This window comes from Acidovorax sp. (assembly GCF_027492855.1).
Lineage (GTDB): Bacteria > Pseudomonadota > Gammaproteobacteria > Burkholderiales > Burkholderiaceae_C > Acidovorax.
In genome coordinates, this window is sequence record NZ_JAPUDY010000006.1 from 1 (window position 1) to 15,168 (window position 15,168).

The following is a 15,168-nucleotide window of genomic DNA, read 5'->3' on the forward strand; positions in this document are numbered from 1 at the left end:
TCTTCTTCAACAACAGCGGCTACCTGGGCATGTGTGGCCACGGCACCATCGGGCTCGTGGCCTCGCTGGCCTACATGGGCCGCATTGGGCCGGGCGTGCACCGCATCGAAACCCCGGTGGGCACCGTGACCACCACCTTACACGCCGACGGTTCGGTCAGCGTGCGCAACGTGCCGGCCTACCGGCTGCACCACCAGTTGGCGCTGCCAGTGCCGGGCTACGGCACGGTGGTGGGCGATGTGGCCTGGGGAGGCAACTGGTTCTTCCTGGTGTCCGAACACGGCCAACGCGTGGCCAGCGACAACCTGGAAGCGCTGATGGACTACAGCTGCGCCGTGCAGCAGGCGCTCAAAGACCACGGCGTTCGCGGAGATAACGGCGCCGAGATCGACCACATCGAGCTGTTTGCCGACGACGACCTGGCCGACAGCCGCAATTTCGTGCTCTGCCCTGGCAAGGCCTATGACCGCTCGCCCTGCGGCACGGGCACCAGTGCCAAGATCGCCTGTCTGGCCGCAGACGGCAAGCTCGCACCCGGTGCTGTATGGCGCCAGGCCAGCATCATCGGCAGCCAGTTTGAGGCCAGCTATGCACTGCAAGACGATGGCAAGGTCATCCCCACACTGCGGGGCCGCGCGCACATGAGTGCCGAGGCAACACTGCTCATCGAAGACAGCGACCCCTTTGGCTGGGGCATCAGGTTGTAGTCCGCGCCCCATGCAGCACACCGACGCCCTGGTGATCGGCGCGGGCATCGTGGGTGCCGCCTGCGCTCATGCCCTGGCCCAGGCCGGGCTGTCGGTGCGGGTCATCGACGCGCGGCTGGGCGGCGCCACGGCAGCGGGCATGGGCCATCTGGTGGTGATGGACGACAACCCCGCCGAGCTGGCGCTGAGCCAGACATCGCTCAACCTCTGGCACGCCTGGGCACCACACATGGATGCGGGCTGCGCCTTCACGCCCTGCGGCACGCTCTGGCTGGCCGCCAACGATGCGGAGTTGCAGGCCGCGCACGACAAACGCGCCACCTTGCAGGCACATGGCATCGCCTGCGAAATGCTCAATGCTGCCGCCCTGGCGCAGGCCGAGCCCGCACTGCGCTCCGGCATGGCGGGGGCGCTCAAGGTGCAGGGCGACAGCGTCGTCTATGCCCCACGCGCAGCCCAATGGCTGCTGGACCAAGCCGCAGCCCATGCACACCTTGTTTTCGAGCAGGCTGAAGCCACGCAGATCGACGGCCACACCGTCACCCTGCGCGACGGTAGCCAGCGCAGCGCAGGCGCCATCGTGCTGGCCAGCGGCATACACGCCACACAGCTCTGCCCCGGCCTGCCGCTGCGCCCCAAAAAAGGCCATCTCGTCATCACCGACCGCTACCCCGGCACCGTGCACCACCAGTTGGTGGAGCTGGGCTACATCACCAGCGCGCACCACAGCGACGGCACCTCGGTAGCTTTCAACGTACAGCCCCGACCCACGGGGCAATTGCTGATCGGCTCATCACGCGAATTCGACACCACCGACCCCGCCGTCAACAACGCCGTGCTGGCGCGCATGCTGCAGCGTGCGCTCAGCTATCTGCCGGGCCTGGCCGACCTGAACGCCATTCGCACCTGGACGGGTTTTCGCGCGGCCACGCCCGACGGTCTGCCTCTCATCGGCGCACACCCCGAGCATCCGCACCTGTGGCTGGCCGTGGGCCATGAAGGACTGGGCGTCACCACCGCCCCCGCCACCGCGCAGTTGCTGGCTGCACAGATTGCGGGGGACGCGCCCCTGATCGACCCCGCACCGTATGCACCGGGGCGCTTTCCATCCTTGGGTGCCACATGACCGCCAAACCCACTGTTGCCCAGACCGTACGGATTGTTGTGAACGGCATCCCCCGGCTGGTGCCCGCAGGCACCAGCGTGGCTGCCGCGCTGGCGCAGCAACCTCCGGGCACCACGCGCACCTCGGTCACGGGCCAGGCGCGGGCGCCACTGTGCGGCATGGGCGTATGCCACGAGTGCCGGGTGCGCATCCACGGCCACATCCGCCTGGCCTGCCAGACCGTGTGCACTGAAGGCCTGCAGATCCACACCGACGCAGGCATCGCCCCAGGGAGCGCAACGCCATGCCCATGACCCCGCCATCCGGCATGCACGAGCACTGCGACATCCTCATCATCGGTGCTGGTCCTGCTGGCATGGCAGCCGCCCTTGCCGCCGCGCCCAGCGGTGCGTCGATCGCCATCGTGGACGACAACCCGCAGCCCGGCGGCCAGATCTGGCGCGATGGCCCCCAGGTGGCCCTGCCCGCTTTGGCACAGCAGCACCGTACCGCCCTGGCCCGACACGCCAACATCCGCCTGCTGCCCGGCACCCGCGTGGTCGGCCTGGGTGACGCCCAAGCGGGCGATAAGGCCCCCGCCCTGCTGCTCGAAGACGCCGACCGGGGCTGGACACAACACAGCCACCACATCGTGCTGTGCACCGGTGCGCGCGAGCTGTTGTTGCCCTTTCCGGGCTGGACACTGCCCGGCGTGACCGGCGCGGGCGCCCTGCAAGCCCTTATCAAGGCGGGGCTCGATGTGCGCGGTCAGCGTATCGTCATCGCGGGCACCGGCCCCCTGCTGCTGGCTGCTGCCGCCACGGCCTCCCAGGCCGGGGCCACTGTGGTGCGCGTGGCCGAACAGGCGCCTTGGAGCGCACTCGCGCGCTTTGCGGCGCAACTACCGCGCTGGCCAGCCAAGGCGGTGCAGGCGCTCACGCTGCTCAACACCACCTTGCGAGCGCACTCCCATGTGTTGGAGGCGCAAGGCACCGCCCAGGTGCAATCGGTGCGACTGCGCAAGGGCCTGCACGCGGAAGAAACCATCGCCTGCGACCGCGTGGCCTGCGGCTTTGGGTTGGTGCCCAACACAGAACTGGGGCAGATGCTGGGCTGCACCTTGGGCGGGCCGCTGAGCGGCGGCCATGGCCTGGCCGTTGATGCGCAAATGTGCACCAGCGTGCCTGGCGTGTACGCCGCCGGCGAATGCACCGGTTTTGGCGGCAGCGAACGCGCCCTGGCCCAAGGCGCCATTGCGGGCCACGCATCTGCGGGACAGGCGCAGCAGGCCCAGGCACTGCACCCGCAACTGGCGCGCTGGGAGGGTTTTGCACGGACGCTGCAAGCGTCGTTCGTGCTGAACGATGCGCTCAAGACGCTGGCCCGCCCCGACACGCTGGTATGCCGCTGCGAAGACGTGTCCTATTCCGCACTGGCGGGGCGCCAGGGCTGGATCGACGCCAAGCTCCACACCCGCTGCGGCATGGGCGCCTGCCAGGGCCGCATCTGCGGCGCCGCCACACAGCACCTGTTTGGCTGGACGCCTGCCGCGCCCCGGCATCTGCTGGCGCCCGCACGCATCGGCACGCTGGCCGCCTGCGAACCCGCCAAAGCGCCAGAAGCAGGCGCCGGCAGCTGAAAAACCGCCCAATATTTTTTTGGGTCCGCGCCGCAAGCAAGCAGCGACAGACGGATCTGGGCCACGGTTGCTGAACTCTTCAGCGCGGTACGTCGGCAAAGATGGGGAATACCCGCTTACCGGGGAGCGTTGAGCCGTCTAGCATGTTTTGGCCTTGCCAGCCCTACTCTGGCCAGAGATTTGCGAGGTGGGTGAGTTGCCTTTTCTTGGCTTCTCCCCGCTTTTTGGGGACCCCTTAGTCTGTCTGCCTTAGCCCAATGAAATCCAGTGAATCATTCGGTCGCACGCTACTGCATCGCAGAGCGCGACGGGGGCGAGGCGCGTTTCATGTGGGCTTGTTGGTTCCGGCCTCCGGCGCCATGGGTTTGCTCGGCCCTTCGGCCTATGCCTGCGCGCGGCTGGCCTGTGAAGTGTGGAACCAGGACGGCGGCGTGTACGGCGTTCCTGTGCATCTCACGGTGCTCGACTCCGGGGAAGACAGCGTCACGCTGGATGGAGAGCTCAACGAGCTTTTGGCGGACGAGAGGCTCGACGCGCTCGTGGTGTTGTGCAACACGGATGTTTGTGAACGCATCTGCAGAATCGTCGACTCCCGTATTCCCGTGGTCTTTACACCGCAATTTGAAGGCGCCGGACTACCGTCCTGGGTGCACGCCATTGGCGAAACACCCGAGCGGCAGTTGTTACCCGCGCTCGATTGGATGGGCGCCCACTGCCAAACGCGCCGATGGTTTCTTCTGGGCAGCGACTATTGCTGGCCCCGGCAGACACATGCCGCTGCAAAACGCCATATCCACGGCCGTGGCGCAGAGGTGGTCGCGGAGCACTATGTTCCGCTGGGCGAGCGTAATTTTGATCGGGTGATCGAACAACTCGCGGCCTCCAAGGCCGATGCCGTGTTGATCAACCTCGTAGGCAGCGATGCCATTCACATGTGCCGCGCTTTCGGGGCCGCTGGCCTGTCCGACCGGATCCTGCGGCTCTCGGGCTGCATCGAAGAAAACGCCCTGATGGGCATGGGAAGCCGCAACACGGCGGGCATGTTCGTGTCTGCGGGCTACTTCGCCAATGTGGACTCCGAAGCCAACGGCAGCTTCAAGGAAAAATACCACCAACGTTTTGGTGAGCGTGCCCCTGCCCTGAACTCACAAGCCCAGTCGGTGTACGAAGGCTTTGTCCATCTGCACCGACAGACGCTCAAGCCTGCCTCTGCAGACAACTCCGTGCTGCGGAGTGTGCGCGCGGGCAAGGCCCACTCAGATGATGTGTCGCCGGTCTATCTGGCAGAAGCCGACGGCATGAAATTGCGGGTCATTCAGGCTCTGGCTGGTGCGCCCGGATAAAGTCCTGCAGCAATTCGCGCAACTGACGCTCCCGTGGTCCGGTCAATGTCCGGGTGATCCGGCGTCGGCGCTGCTCCATATCGTCGCGCAACGCCGCCACCTTGGCCAACCCGAAATCCGAGATGTGAAGAATGACGCGCCGCTGGTCTGCCGCATCCAACGATCGCTGGACCAACGCCGCATCCACCATGCGATCAATCAGCTTGCTGGTTGCCGAAATCTGAAGCCCGCTTTCCGCAGCCAGCGTTGACATGGTCCGGCCGCGCTCGTCGGCAAGCACCTCCAGCAGGCGCCAGAATTCAACGGGCACGCCCTCTGAACCTGCCAAGCGCCGCAGTTCAGTGGTCGCCTGTCGATTGGCTTGGTACAGCAGTCCATGCAACGTAGGCTGGCTGCGGACCTCAGGCAAGGCCTTAGTCATGCGTTTCGTTTGATTGGTGCGAACTTGAGCGGTGCGGTTGATTTTAGTGGAGTCGCGCAATATGTCTCACACCACCGTGTAGCCGCCATCGACCACCAAACTCTCTCCGGTCACGAAAGCGGCTTCATCAGACGCCAGAAACACGTAGGCATTCGCAATTTCGAGCGGCTGCCCAAATCGGCCCATGGGTTGCAGCGCGGCATACGATTGCATCGCGGCGTCAAAATCAATGGCCGTTGCCTTGACGCTGGCCACCAGGCCGGGTGTCATCGTCGTTCCAGGGCAGACTGCATTCACGCGAATGCGGTCCTTGATCAGGGCGATGGCAGCCGCGCGGGTCATGGAATCCACGCCGCCTTTGGTTGCGTGGTAAGCGCTGTAACCCGGCGAGCCAACAATCGAAAACGTCGAAGACGTGTTCACGATCGATCCGCCGCCCGCGCGGCGCATCCATGCAATGGCATGCCGGATACCGAAGAAAACGGCTTTGAGATTCACGTTGACGATGCGATCCCATTCCGCCTCCGTGGTTTGCTCGAAATCATGGGTGGACTGGATGGCTGCGTTGTTCACCAGCACATCCAGCTTTCCGAACCGGGACGCTGCGTCTTGAAAAAGCTCGTGCAACCCCTGGACCTGGCTGACATCGCAATACTGGAAAAAAGACGTAGCACCCAGCGAGCGCACAAGTGCTTGCGCCGGCTCACGGTCAATGTCTGCGATCACGACTTTCGCGTCTTCTTCAACGAACCGCTGCACCACCGCCGCGCCGATACCCGTGGCGCCCCCCGTCACCACCGCTACCTTGCCCGCAAGTCGCCCTTGGGCTTTCACACGATCCCTTCCATCGTCGTCAAAGAGCGTCCTTGGGTAAAGGATTCGATCACGGCACTGCTTTGCGAGACAACACCAAAGTGCGTAGCGATGTCGTACAGCGAGCTCTCCTGCTCCCTCGGCCCCGTGGCCGCGCAGCAGTCTTGGGGCACGACAACTTCGTATCCTTGAAAAAAAGCGTCATGGACGGTCGAGCGCACACAGATATTGGTGACGACCCCGGTAACGATCAACTGGTCGCATTGCATGTCCTTCAACGTCAGGTCCAGGTCGGTCTGAAAGAAGGCGGAGTAGCGATGCTTGTAAACTCTGAAATCGTCGATCTGCGGGTCGAGATCTTCAATGACCTCTGCGCCCCAACTGCCCACTAGGCAGTGCGTTCCCCGCTTCAATAGCTCACGGTCTCGGCGCAAGCGTGCATCGTGGCACTGAATCACCCAGAAAACCGGGATACCCGCCGTGCGTGCGGCACCGATCAGCGCACGCTGCGGCCCCAGCAAAGTCTCGTACCCTGGCAACACCATCAAGCCGCCAGGTTTGCAGAACTCGTTGAGCATGTCGACCACCAAAAGCGCGGTTCGCCCCGGATCCAGCTGGATGCTCTGCTCGTGGCGCACACTAGAAAACACATCGCTCATAACAGCTACTCCAAAAGATTCACTTCACAGACCGCAGCCGCACGGGGAGAGCATTTGACAGCGCATTGCCGAGCAGTCCACGCGGGAAATACATCACGACGAAGATCAGGATCAGGCCGAGCGCCAATAGCCAGTACTGGCCCAGGGCATCCGATAGAAAGCTCTCGAGATACTTGATGAGAACAGCACCAACAAGGGCTGCGGTCAGCGATTGGCGCCCGCCAATGGCCACCCAGATCAGCACCTCGGTCGAGAGTCCGAACCCGAGCACCGAAGGCGCGACAAAGCCGAATTGCCCCGCAAAAAGCCCCCCTGCAGCCCCGGCGACTGCGCCGCCCAGCGTGAAGGCAGCCACCTTGTGGCGCGCCACCGGATAGCCGAAGGTTGCGGCACGGGTTTCGTCGGCCCCGATGCTGCGAAGCACCGAGCCCCATGGCGACGCGGCCAAAAACCCAAGCAGTGCGGTCAAGGAGCCCACGATCAGCAGGACGACGAGATACCCCGCCAGCGGGTCCAGCATATCGAGGCTGCCCCACAGCGGTGGCGGAGGTACATCGAGCAAGCCGTTGAAGCCACCGATGGCGTCCCAGTTGGTGGCAATGCGTTCGGCAATCACACCCGCGCAAAGCGTAATGATTCCGAAGAAGGCGCCCTTCACCACGCGGCCGATGAACAAAGCCAGGCCAAGCACCATGGCCATCAGTGCACCACCGGCAACAGCCAGCAGCACGCCCAGCCACGCAGACGCGGGCAGTCCCGGGATCATTCCTTTGCTGGTCAGGGCAGCCAGGTAAGCGCCAATACCGAAGAAAAGCGCTTGGCCAAAACACAACAGGGCGGCCTGCCGCCATATGAACGCCAGGCTGACGGCAAAGAGGCTGTAGCACAACAGCTGCGTCAGTCGATTGAGATCCAGGCCCGGCAGCAAAGGGGCCGCGAAAAGCGCCAACCAGATGGACAGGCAAAGCCAGCCAGCGCGTGAATGAGGCCAAGGTTTCATCGGCGCTTTCCTCCGGTGATGCCACTTGGAAATATGCGGATCATTACGATGGCGAGGGTGAAAACGGCAATCTGTGCCACGACAGGGCTCCAGATAGAGGCCATGACCGTCTGCGACGTGCCCATGAGGCCAGTGCCCCAGATCGCGCCAAGTGGCGACGCCACCCCACCAACCAGCAGCGACAAAAAGGCGGGCAGCACAAAACCAAAACCCATCTGCGGGTCCACGCTCATCAGCGGCGCCATGACCGCTCCTGCAAGCCCTGCCAGCCCGGTCCCCAGCGCAAACGCACCACGATCCAGGCGCCGCGTATCGATGCCTATCGAACGCGCCATGGTTCGATTGACCATGGCGGCCCGCGCCGCCAAGCCGATGTCCGTTCGGTAGAGAACAAAAAAGACCACCGCGACAACCACGATGGCGATTCCAATCACCAACAGGCGGTAGGCCGAGTAACTCACCCCGAAGATGGAAACGACCGAGGTGAGAGGCGCTGCAATCTGCTGCGACTGCGGACCAAAGGCGATCACGATGGCCTGCTTGATGGCGATCGAAATCCCCCACGTTGCCAGAATGGTGTCGAGCGGTCGCTCGTACATGCGTGAGATGACGGCCATTTCGGCGACCAGCCCCACCAGTCCCGCCAGCACAGCGCCAATGAAGACACCGGCAACAAAGGGCATGCCCGCGCTCTGCGCCACCCACAGGCCGTAGGCCCCGATCAAAAAAAACTCGCCATGCGCGAGGTTGATCACTTGCATGAGCCCGAAGATCAACACCAGGCCAATGCTCACGAGAAGCAGCACGGCCACGTAGTTGAGCGAATCAAGAACGATTGGCAAAATTTGAGGTGTCATCTCACAAGCCCATGTTGCGTTCGAAGATGGCGGGCTCGTCGAGCAATTGCTGCAGGCCGAACTGCTCGCCTTCGCGGCCGTTCTCGACGAACAGCACCCGGTGTGCCATGGCCTGGACCATCTCGAGGTTCTGTTCGACCAACAGAATGCTCAGCGCCTGCTCCCGGTTGATGCGTGACAGGATGGCGGCGATCTCGTGGACGATGGACGGCTGGATTCCTTCGGAGGGTTCATCCAGCAACAGAAGCCTGGGGCGGGCTGCCAGCGCGCGCGCAATCGCCAACATTTGCTGCTGCCCGCCAGACAACGTCTGCGCAGCCTGCTTGCCACGCTCCCGAAGAATCGGGAAATACGCGTACAGGCGATCCCAATCCGGCTCTCGCACACCATGCGACAGGGCTCCGAGGCGGATGTTCTGCGTGACGGTGAAGCCGGGAAAAATCTCGCGCCCTTGCGGGACGTACGCAACGCCAGCGCGGCTGATGCGATGGGTTGGCAGGCGTGCTAGCGACTTGCCTTCAAATTCGATATGCCCCGCACTGAGGCCAACAATGCCCATGATGGCCCGCATCAGCGTGGTTTTTCCCATGCCGTTGCGTCCCATGATGGCAAGCGTCTCACCGGCGCGGAGCTCCAGCGAAAGCCCCTTGATCACCTGATTGCCTGCCGAATAGCCCGCTTCGAGATGCCGGATCGACAGCGTGGCGGCCTCGTTTTTTCCATTCATGCCGCTTCACCCAAGTATGCGGCCCGCACATGGGGATCCTGGCGCACCTGCTCATAGGGGCCTTCACTCTGAACGATGCCCTTGAGCATGACCACGATCGGGCACGCAAGATCGCGTACAAAGTGCATGTCGTGTTCGATCACCAGCACCGCAACACCGTGCTGGCTGCTAAGGTTTTTAATCAACTCGGCCACCTCTGCGGTCTCTTGGGATGTCATCCCTGCCGTGGGCTCATCAAGCAACAGCAACCTGGGCTTACGGCTGACGAGCATGAGCAGCTCCAGCTTCTGCTTGAGCCCATGGGGTAATTCCTGCGCCAGCGTTGCGCGATGTTCATACAAGCCGGCCTCTCGAAGCGCCGCGCCGAAGTCAAAGGCCGGCGTCCGCCACAGGCACGAACGCACGCTGCCGCCAGCTCGCCCGAGATGCGCGGCCTCCAGGTTTTCGATCACGGAAAGATCAGAGAAAACGCCCGGAACCTGGAACTTGCGCAGCATGCCCAGTTGGGCGATGCTGGCAGCGGATAATCGCTCCGCACGCACACCGTCGAATTCCACGACTCCATCGTCAGCGCGCAACACACCGGTCAGGATATTGAACAGGGTGCTCTTGCCGCAGCCATTCGGCCCAATGATGCACTTGACGGCACCTGGAGCAAGCTCCAGCGTCACCCCGTTGAGCACTTGCATGCCGCCGAAGCTCTTCGTTATGCCGCGCAGAGCAAGCATGGGTTTTGCCATGCCTATTTAGCGCACTGGCTGGGCGCTTTGATAGCGCCGACATAGTCCAGCATCTTCAGCTCGCCACCACGCGCCTCGGAGATCAGCATGTTGAGGTTGACATGCCGGTCATCCTCGCGCACCGACACTTCGCCGTTGCCGACTGTGAGCTTCAGCCCTCCCATCGCCTTCATGATCGCTTCGGCTTTGTCAGACCCTGCCTTCTTCATGGCCTCCAGATAAAAGCGCGTGATGCCGTAATGCGCATCCACGTAGAAACTGACCGTCGCCTTCTCACCAAAACGCTTCTTCTGGCGCGCTACAAAATCCTTGGACTCCGGACGGTCGAGCGAGGAAATGAAGTGCGAGCAGGTCACGATGCCATCCGCCTCGCTCCCCGAGAAGCCGGGCAGGTAGTTTTCGTTGAAGCCCATGAAGGCGATGCGCACCTTGTCCTTGAGCCCGGCAGCGACAAATTGCTTCACAAACGTCACACCATCAGCCCCCGGCAGGGTAAGAACAACCACCTTCGCGCCTGAATCGGCGATCTTGCGCAAGGTGGGCGCAAAGTCCTTCACCCCAAATGGCGTGTATTCCTCTCCCACGATACGGCCACCCTCTCGCAGGACGGCGGCCTTGATGGCGACGTTCATCTTCTGCGGCCAGACGTAGTCGGCACCGAAGAGGTAGAAACCGGCATCCTTGCCGACGAGCTTTGAGAGATAAGGCACCAGCGGATTGACGTAATGCGCTGGTAGCGCGGAATAGCAGGCCATGTACGGGCTGCACACCCCGCCTTCGTAATCCGTGGCGTACAACAGAGGCGTCTTGCCGCGCTCGATCGTGGATTTGATCGCGTCCCGGTTGGCAGAGGTCACCGGCCCCACGATCGCCGAGACCTTGTCGCGGCGGATGAGCTGGCCAGCGCGCTCCACGGCTGTCTTCGGGTCGGTCTTGTCATCGGCCTTCACGATCTCGATCTGCCGCCCCAACACGCCGCCTGCCGCGTTGAACTCCTCGACCGCCATGCGCACACCCTGCTCGCCCTGCTGCCCAAAAAGCTCCAGGCCGCCTGAATATGGAAGAAGGATGCCAAGTTTGATAGGCGCGGCCGCCCTGGCAAGCAGCGGAAAACCCATGGCCGAAACGCCTGCCGCCGCGCCGACAAGCACATGGCGGCGGGTGGGGCACGAAGCGACGGAGGCTGCAGTTGCGGATGTCGTGGAGGAGATATCGGACTTCATATGGTCTTTCGAAGGACAAGGTGGGCGGCTTCGGAAAGCCACATTCGGCGATCTCAATTACTTTCCTGGAAAAGTAAATGCACTATAGCGGATGTCACCGATGTTTCGCAAGCCTCGTTGATACGCGACGGCTTCCGTGGCTGGCTTTGGTGCCTGCAGCGCCATGCGATCGGCGCCAAACCACCGCACCCTGCAGATGGAATATCCGGACTAAGATGCAGCTTTCCGCAACGCCCCGCCCAGGCACACCCCGATGACGCGCCCCAGCCCACTCCCCCAGCGAGAACCAGCGCCCAAGCGGCGTGCGGCGGATTTGGCCTACGACGCCATCGAGACCATGATCTCCACGTTGCAGCTAGAGCCCGGAAGCCCGGTGGTCGAAGCCGACATTGCCGAGCGCACCGGCCTGGGCCGCACGCCGGTGCGCGAGGCACTGCTGCGCATGGTGTCGATCGGGCTCATCGTGCAGCAGCCCCGGCGCGGCTTGCTGGTCTCGCACATCGACCTGGCTGATCACCTGGACGTGATCCAAACCCGCCGTGTGCTGGAGCGCCTGCTCGCCTCCTGCGCTGCACGCCGCGCCACCACCCCGCAGCGCCAGGCCATCGTGCGCTGCGCCGAAAAAATGGTGGAGGCCGCAGCCCGCGCGCACCTGGATGACTACATGCTGGCCGACCATGAGTTGGACCTCGTCATCCACCAGGCCAGCCAGAACCATTCGGCCGTCAAATGCGTTGCGCCGCTCATCGTGCAATGCCGCCGCTTTTGGTATGCCTACCAGCATGAAGGCGAAGTGTCGGAAGGCGCCCGTGCCCACATGCAACTGGCCCAGGGCATTGCCAGCGGCGACGAAGCCCAGGCCATGGCGGGCGCTGAACAGTTGATGGAGTACCTGGAACGGTTCGCGCGGCGCATCATCGACCGGTGATTTTGGCGAAATTACTATCAATTCGATAGCTGCTTGCGCTTTATCAACGTGCGCTAGAGGCCAAAAATACCCCTAACGACCAGGCGCACAGCATTCCCGCTTGCTGCCTACTCGACAGCCTGCTGGCCCAGCTCGATGCGCTGCTCCAGAAAGTGCCATATGCGTTCGTCCTGGCAGAACGACACGTTGAAACGCAGCCAGCCCGTGGGGCGCGGCTCCACCAGAAAAAGCTGGCCTGGCCCGAGCAGAATGCCCGCGCCTGTCGCCTCTTTGGACAACTCGGCGCTGTCGGGCAGATCGGGGTGGCGGGCCCAGAGGTACATGCCCGCCTCGGGCTCGTGAAACAGCTCGAAACCCAGATTCAGTAAGCGCCGCCCCACCGTGCGATGTGCCTCGGCCAGACGCTCGCGCAGCGACTTGAGGTGCTTGCGCCAGCGCCCGTCGGTTACCACGCCAAACGTGATGCGCTCGGTGATCTCGGACGAGGTCAGACCCGAAAGCATCTTGAGCTGCACCAGTTCATCCAGCAGATCGCGCCGCGCCGCCAAAAAACCGGTGCGCAGGTTGGGCGAAATGGTCTTGGAAAAACTGCCCAGATAGATCACGCGGTTGAGCTGGTCCAGGCTGGCCAGCGATGGGTGCACGCTGGGGTCCATGTCGGCATAAATATCGTTCTCCACCAGCATGCAGCCGTGCTGCTCGGCCAATTGCAGCAGGCGGTGCAGATGCGCCACCGACGCCACCGAACAGGTGGGACTTTGTAGACGCGGCTGGGTGAAGAACATGGTGGGCTTGTGCTTGACCAGCAGGGCTTCGAGGGCTGGCAGGTCATACCCCGTGGCCGTGCGGGGCACACCCACGGGTTCGGCCCCGGCAAAACGCAGCATGAAATGCAGGTTGGGGTAGCCAGGGTCGTCCACCAGCACCACATCGCCCGGCTTGACCAAAAGGCGAGCCACCAAGTCCAGCGCCTGGCTGGAGCCCTGGGTGAGCAGCACCTGATCGGCATCCACGGCCAGGTGGCGTTCGGCCAGCGACTCGGCCACCACCGTGCGCAGCGCCATGTGGCCGTGGGGCGAGCCATAGCCGTCCAGATCGGACCCATCGGACGACAACTGGCGCATGCTGCGGCGCACAGCATCGCCAAACAGCCAGTCGTGCGGCAGCCAGCCACAGCCCGGCTTCATGGGCAGGTTGCGGTTTTCAAAAATTTGCTTGAGGTACCAGCGCGCATCAAAACGGGGCTGCGGCCGCTGCCGTGCGTTCGCTGCAGGCGCGGCCCCCTCGTCGCCGCGGCGCTTCACGAAAAAGCCCGCGTTGGACCGCGACACCAGCCAGCCCTGCGCCACGAGGCGGTCATAAGCCTCGACCACCGTGAACACGCTCACGCCGTGGGCTGCCGCAAATGCACGGATGGACGGGAGTTTGCTGCCGGGCTTGAGCACCTGCCCGGTGATGAGGTTGCGCAGGCCTTCGACGATCTGGCTGACCAGGGGCGTCTGGAGGTCCGGGCTGAGAGTAAGCATCAAGAGAGCGAAAAAGGGGGCGAATTGTGCACCGGGTTGGCGCACACCAGATCAGGGATTGCCTGTACAGGATTCTAGACCTGCACAGTGCGCGCCAAACAGCCCGCCGGTGTACATGGACGGCCCGCGGCGCGACTTCCAGAATTCGCCCCATTCCTTCATTTCCCCGTTCGTTCACACCACCGCCATGCAGCAAGACCGCCATTTCACCAACGCCGCCCTCTTCACCCGCCGCCACGCCGCCGTGGCCCGTGGCGTGGGGCATTCCCACGATCTCTTCATCCAGAAGGCGCGCAACGCCGAGCTGTGGGATGTGGAGGGCCGCCGCTTCATCGACTTTGCCGGCGGCATCGCCGTGCTCAACACCGGCCACTTGCATGCGGGCGTGATCGCCGCCGTAAAAGCGCAGCTTGATCTGTACACCCACACCTGCTTTCAGGTGGTGGCCTATGAGCCCTATGTGGAACTGTGCGAACGCCTGAACACGCTGGCCCCCGGCAACTTCGCCAAAAAGAGTCTGCTGCTGACCACGGGCGCCGAAGCCGTGGAAAACGCCATCAAAATCGCCCGCGCCTACACCAAGCGCCCCGGCGTGATCGCCTTCACCGGCGGCTACCACGGCCGCACCAACCTCACGCTGGGCCTGACGGGCAAGATGGTGCCGTACAAGGCGGGGTTTGGCCCCTTTCCCGGTGAGGTGCACCATGCGCTGTTCCCCAACGCGCTGCACGGCGTGAGCGTGGAGCAGGCGCTGCAGTCGGTGGAGCTGATCTTCAAGAACGATGTGGAGCCCGAGCGCGTGGCCGCGTTCATCGTCGAGCCCGTGCAGGGCGAAGGCGGCTTTTATGTGGCGCCGCCCGAGTTCATCAGCGGCCTCAAGGCCCTGGCCGATCGCCACGGCATCTTGCTGATTGCCGACGAAGTGCAAACCGGCGCGGGCCGCACCGGCACCTGGTTCGCCTGCGAGCAATGGCCGGTAGCACCCGACCTCATCACCACCGCCAAGTCGCTGGCAGGCGGCTTTCCGCTGTCGGGCGTAGTGGGCCGCGCCGAGGTCATCGACGCCCCCGCCCCCGGCGGCCTGGGCGGCACCTATGCGGGCAGCCCCGTGGCCTGCGCCGCAGCGCTGGCCGTGATCGAGGCTTTTGACAAAGAACAACTTCTGGCCCGCAGCCAGGACATGGGGGCCCTGCTGGTCAGTGCGCTGAAAGAAATGGCAGCCACAGTCCCCGCCATCGGCGACGTGCGGGGCCTGGGCGCCATGGTGGCCATCGAGCTGTTCGAAAACGGCGACCTGCACCGCCCCGACGCCGCGCTGGCCAAGAAGATCGTCGCCGAAGCCACGAAGCGCGGGCTCATCCTGCTGTCCTGCGGCACCTACGGCAACGTGATCCGCATCCTCGTTCCCCTGACGGCGTCTGACGAGCTGCTGCAAGAGGGCCTGTCCATCCTGGCCGACTGCTTTGCGGCCGTGGGTTGA

At 63.7% G+C, this 15,168-nt stretch carries 16 protein-coding genes; 7 read left to right on the forward strand and 9 right to left on the reverse strand.

What is annotated here, in order from left to right:
- From Q0105_RS00610 to Q0105_RS00630, 5 genes are all read left to right on the forward strand, one after another.
- Window positions 1-707: proline racemase family protein (locus Q0105_RS00610; protein ID WP_298207694.1), on the forward strand; the 707-nt coding region annotated here is incomplete at its 5' end.
- A 10-nt stretch (window positions 708-717) separates the two neighbouring features.
- The gene (locus Q0105_RS00615) at window positions 718-1,833 is read left to right on the forward strand and encodes an FAD-dependent oxidoreductase (protein ID WP_298207696.1); all 1,116 of its coding nucleotides are present in this window, start codon (window positions 718-720) and stop codon (window positions 1,831-1,833) included.
- A complete protein-coding gene (locus Q0105_RS00620) occupies window positions 1,830-2,126 on the forward strand; it encodes a 2Fe-2S iron-sulfur cluster-binding protein (protein ID WP_298207698.1) in 297 nt (98 codons plus the stop codon). Before Q0105_RS00615 ends, Q0105_RS00620 begins: the two co-directional genes overlap by 4 nt.
- Window positions 2,117-3,451, forward strand: coding sequence for an FAD/NAD(P)-binding oxidoreductase (locus Q0105_RS00625; RefSeq protein WP_298207700.1), 1,335 nt, complete (start codon window positions 2,117-2,119; stop codon window positions 3,449-3,451). The genes Q0105_RS00620 and Q0105_RS00625 overlap by 10 nt, the downstream gene beginning before the upstream one ends.
- A 257-nt stretch (window positions 3,452-3,708) precedes the next feature.
- A complete protein-coding gene (locus tag Q0105_RS00630; protein WP_298207702.1) occupies window positions 3,709-4,794 on the forward strand; it encodes a substrate-binding domain-containing protein in 1,086 nt (361 codons plus the stop codon).
- Here the strand turns inward: Q0105_RS00630 and Q0105_RS00635 are convergent.
- The 8 genes from Q0105_RS00635 to Q0105_RS00670 form a co-directional block, all read right to left on the reverse strand.
- Complete coding sequence (locus tag Q0105_RS00635) at window positions 4,763-5,275, reverse strand: MarR family transcriptional regulator (RefSeq protein ID WP_298207704.1); 513 nt, start codon at window positions 5,273-5,275, stop codon at window positions 4,763-4,765. The genes Q0105_RS00630 and Q0105_RS00635 overlap by 32 nt on opposite strands.
- A 6-nt stretch (window positions 5,276-5,281) precedes the next feature.
- Window positions 5,282-6,049 carry an SDR family oxidoreductase gene (locus Q0105_RS00640; protein WP_298207706.1) on the reverse strand — a complete coding sequence of 256 codons (768 nt, stop codon included), beginning with the start codon at window positions 6,047-6,049 and terminating at the stop codon, window positions 5,282-5,284.
- Complete coding sequence (locus Q0105_RS00645; RefSeq protein WP_298207709.1) at window positions 6,046-6,687, reverse strand: isochorismatase family cysteine hydrolase; 642 nt, start codon at window positions 6,685-6,687, stop codon at window positions 6,046-6,048. Before Q0105_RS00645 ends, Q0105_RS00640 begins: the two co-directional genes overlap by 4 nt.
- Window positions 6,688-6,706: 19 nt before the next feature.
- The gene (locus Q0105_RS00650) at window positions 6,707-7,615 is read right to left on the reverse strand and encodes a branched-chain amino acid ABC transporter permease (RefSeq protein ID WP_298207711.1); all 909 of its coding nucleotides are present in this window, start codon (window positions 7,613-7,615) and stop codon (window positions 6,707-6,709) included.
- 68 nt (window positions 7,616-7,683) lie between these two features.
- Window positions 7,684-8,544 carry a branched-chain amino acid ABC transporter permease gene (locus tag Q0105_RS00655; RefSeq protein WP_298207713.1) on the reverse strand — a complete coding sequence of 287 codons (861 nt, stop codon included), beginning with the start codon at window positions 8,542-8,544 and terminating at the stop codon, window positions 7,684-7,686.
- Between the two features lies 1 nt (window position 8,545).
- Window positions 8,546-9,271, reverse strand: coding sequence for an ATP-binding cassette domain-containing protein (locus Q0105_RS00660; RefSeq protein WP_298207715.1), 726 nt, complete (start codon window positions 9,269-9,271; stop codon window positions 8,546-8,548).
- Window positions 9,268-9,999, reverse strand: a complete 732-nt coding sequence (locus Q0105_RS00665) for an ATP-binding cassette domain-containing protein (protein ID WP_298207717.1) — start codon at window positions 9,997-9,999, stop codon at window positions 9,268-9,270. The genes Q0105_RS00660 and Q0105_RS00665 overlap by 4 nt, the downstream gene beginning before the upstream one ends.
- Window positions 10,000-10,013: 14 nt before the next feature.
- Window positions 10,014-11,234: a substrate-binding protein gene (locus Q0105_RS00670; protein ID WP_298207719.1), complete on the reverse strand. Its 1,221-nt coding sequence runs from the start codon at window positions 11,232-11,234 to the stop codon at window positions 10,014-10,016.
- A gap of 253 nt (window positions 11,235-11,487) precedes the next feature.
- Between Q0105_RS00670 and Q0105_RS00675 the strand changes: the two genes are divergently transcribed.
- Entirely contained in the window at window positions 11,488-12,162 is a 675-nt protein-coding gene (locus Q0105_RS00675; protein WP_298207721.1) for a GntR family transcriptional regulator, read from the forward strand.
- 107 nt (window positions 12,163-12,269) lie between these two features.
- On the opposite strand, the gene Q0105_RS00680 is transcribed toward Q0105_RS00675, so the two are convergent.
- The gene (locus Q0105_RS00680) at window positions 12,270-13,688 is read right to left on the reverse strand and encodes a PLP-dependent aminotransferase family protein (protein ID WP_298207724.1); all 1,419 of its coding nucleotides are present in this window, start codon (window positions 13,686-13,688) and stop codon (window positions 12,270-12,272) included.
- Window positions 13,689-13,875: 187 nt separating this feature from the next.
- Between Q0105_RS00680 and gabT the strand changes: the two genes are divergently transcribed.
- Window positions 13,876-15,168 carry a 4-aminobutyrate--2-oxoglutarate transaminase gene (gene gabT / locus Q0105_RS00685; RefSeq protein WP_298207726.1) on the forward strand — a complete coding sequence of 431 codons (1,293 nt, stop codon included), beginning with the start codon at window positions 13,876-13,878 and terminating at the stop codon, window positions 15,166-15,168.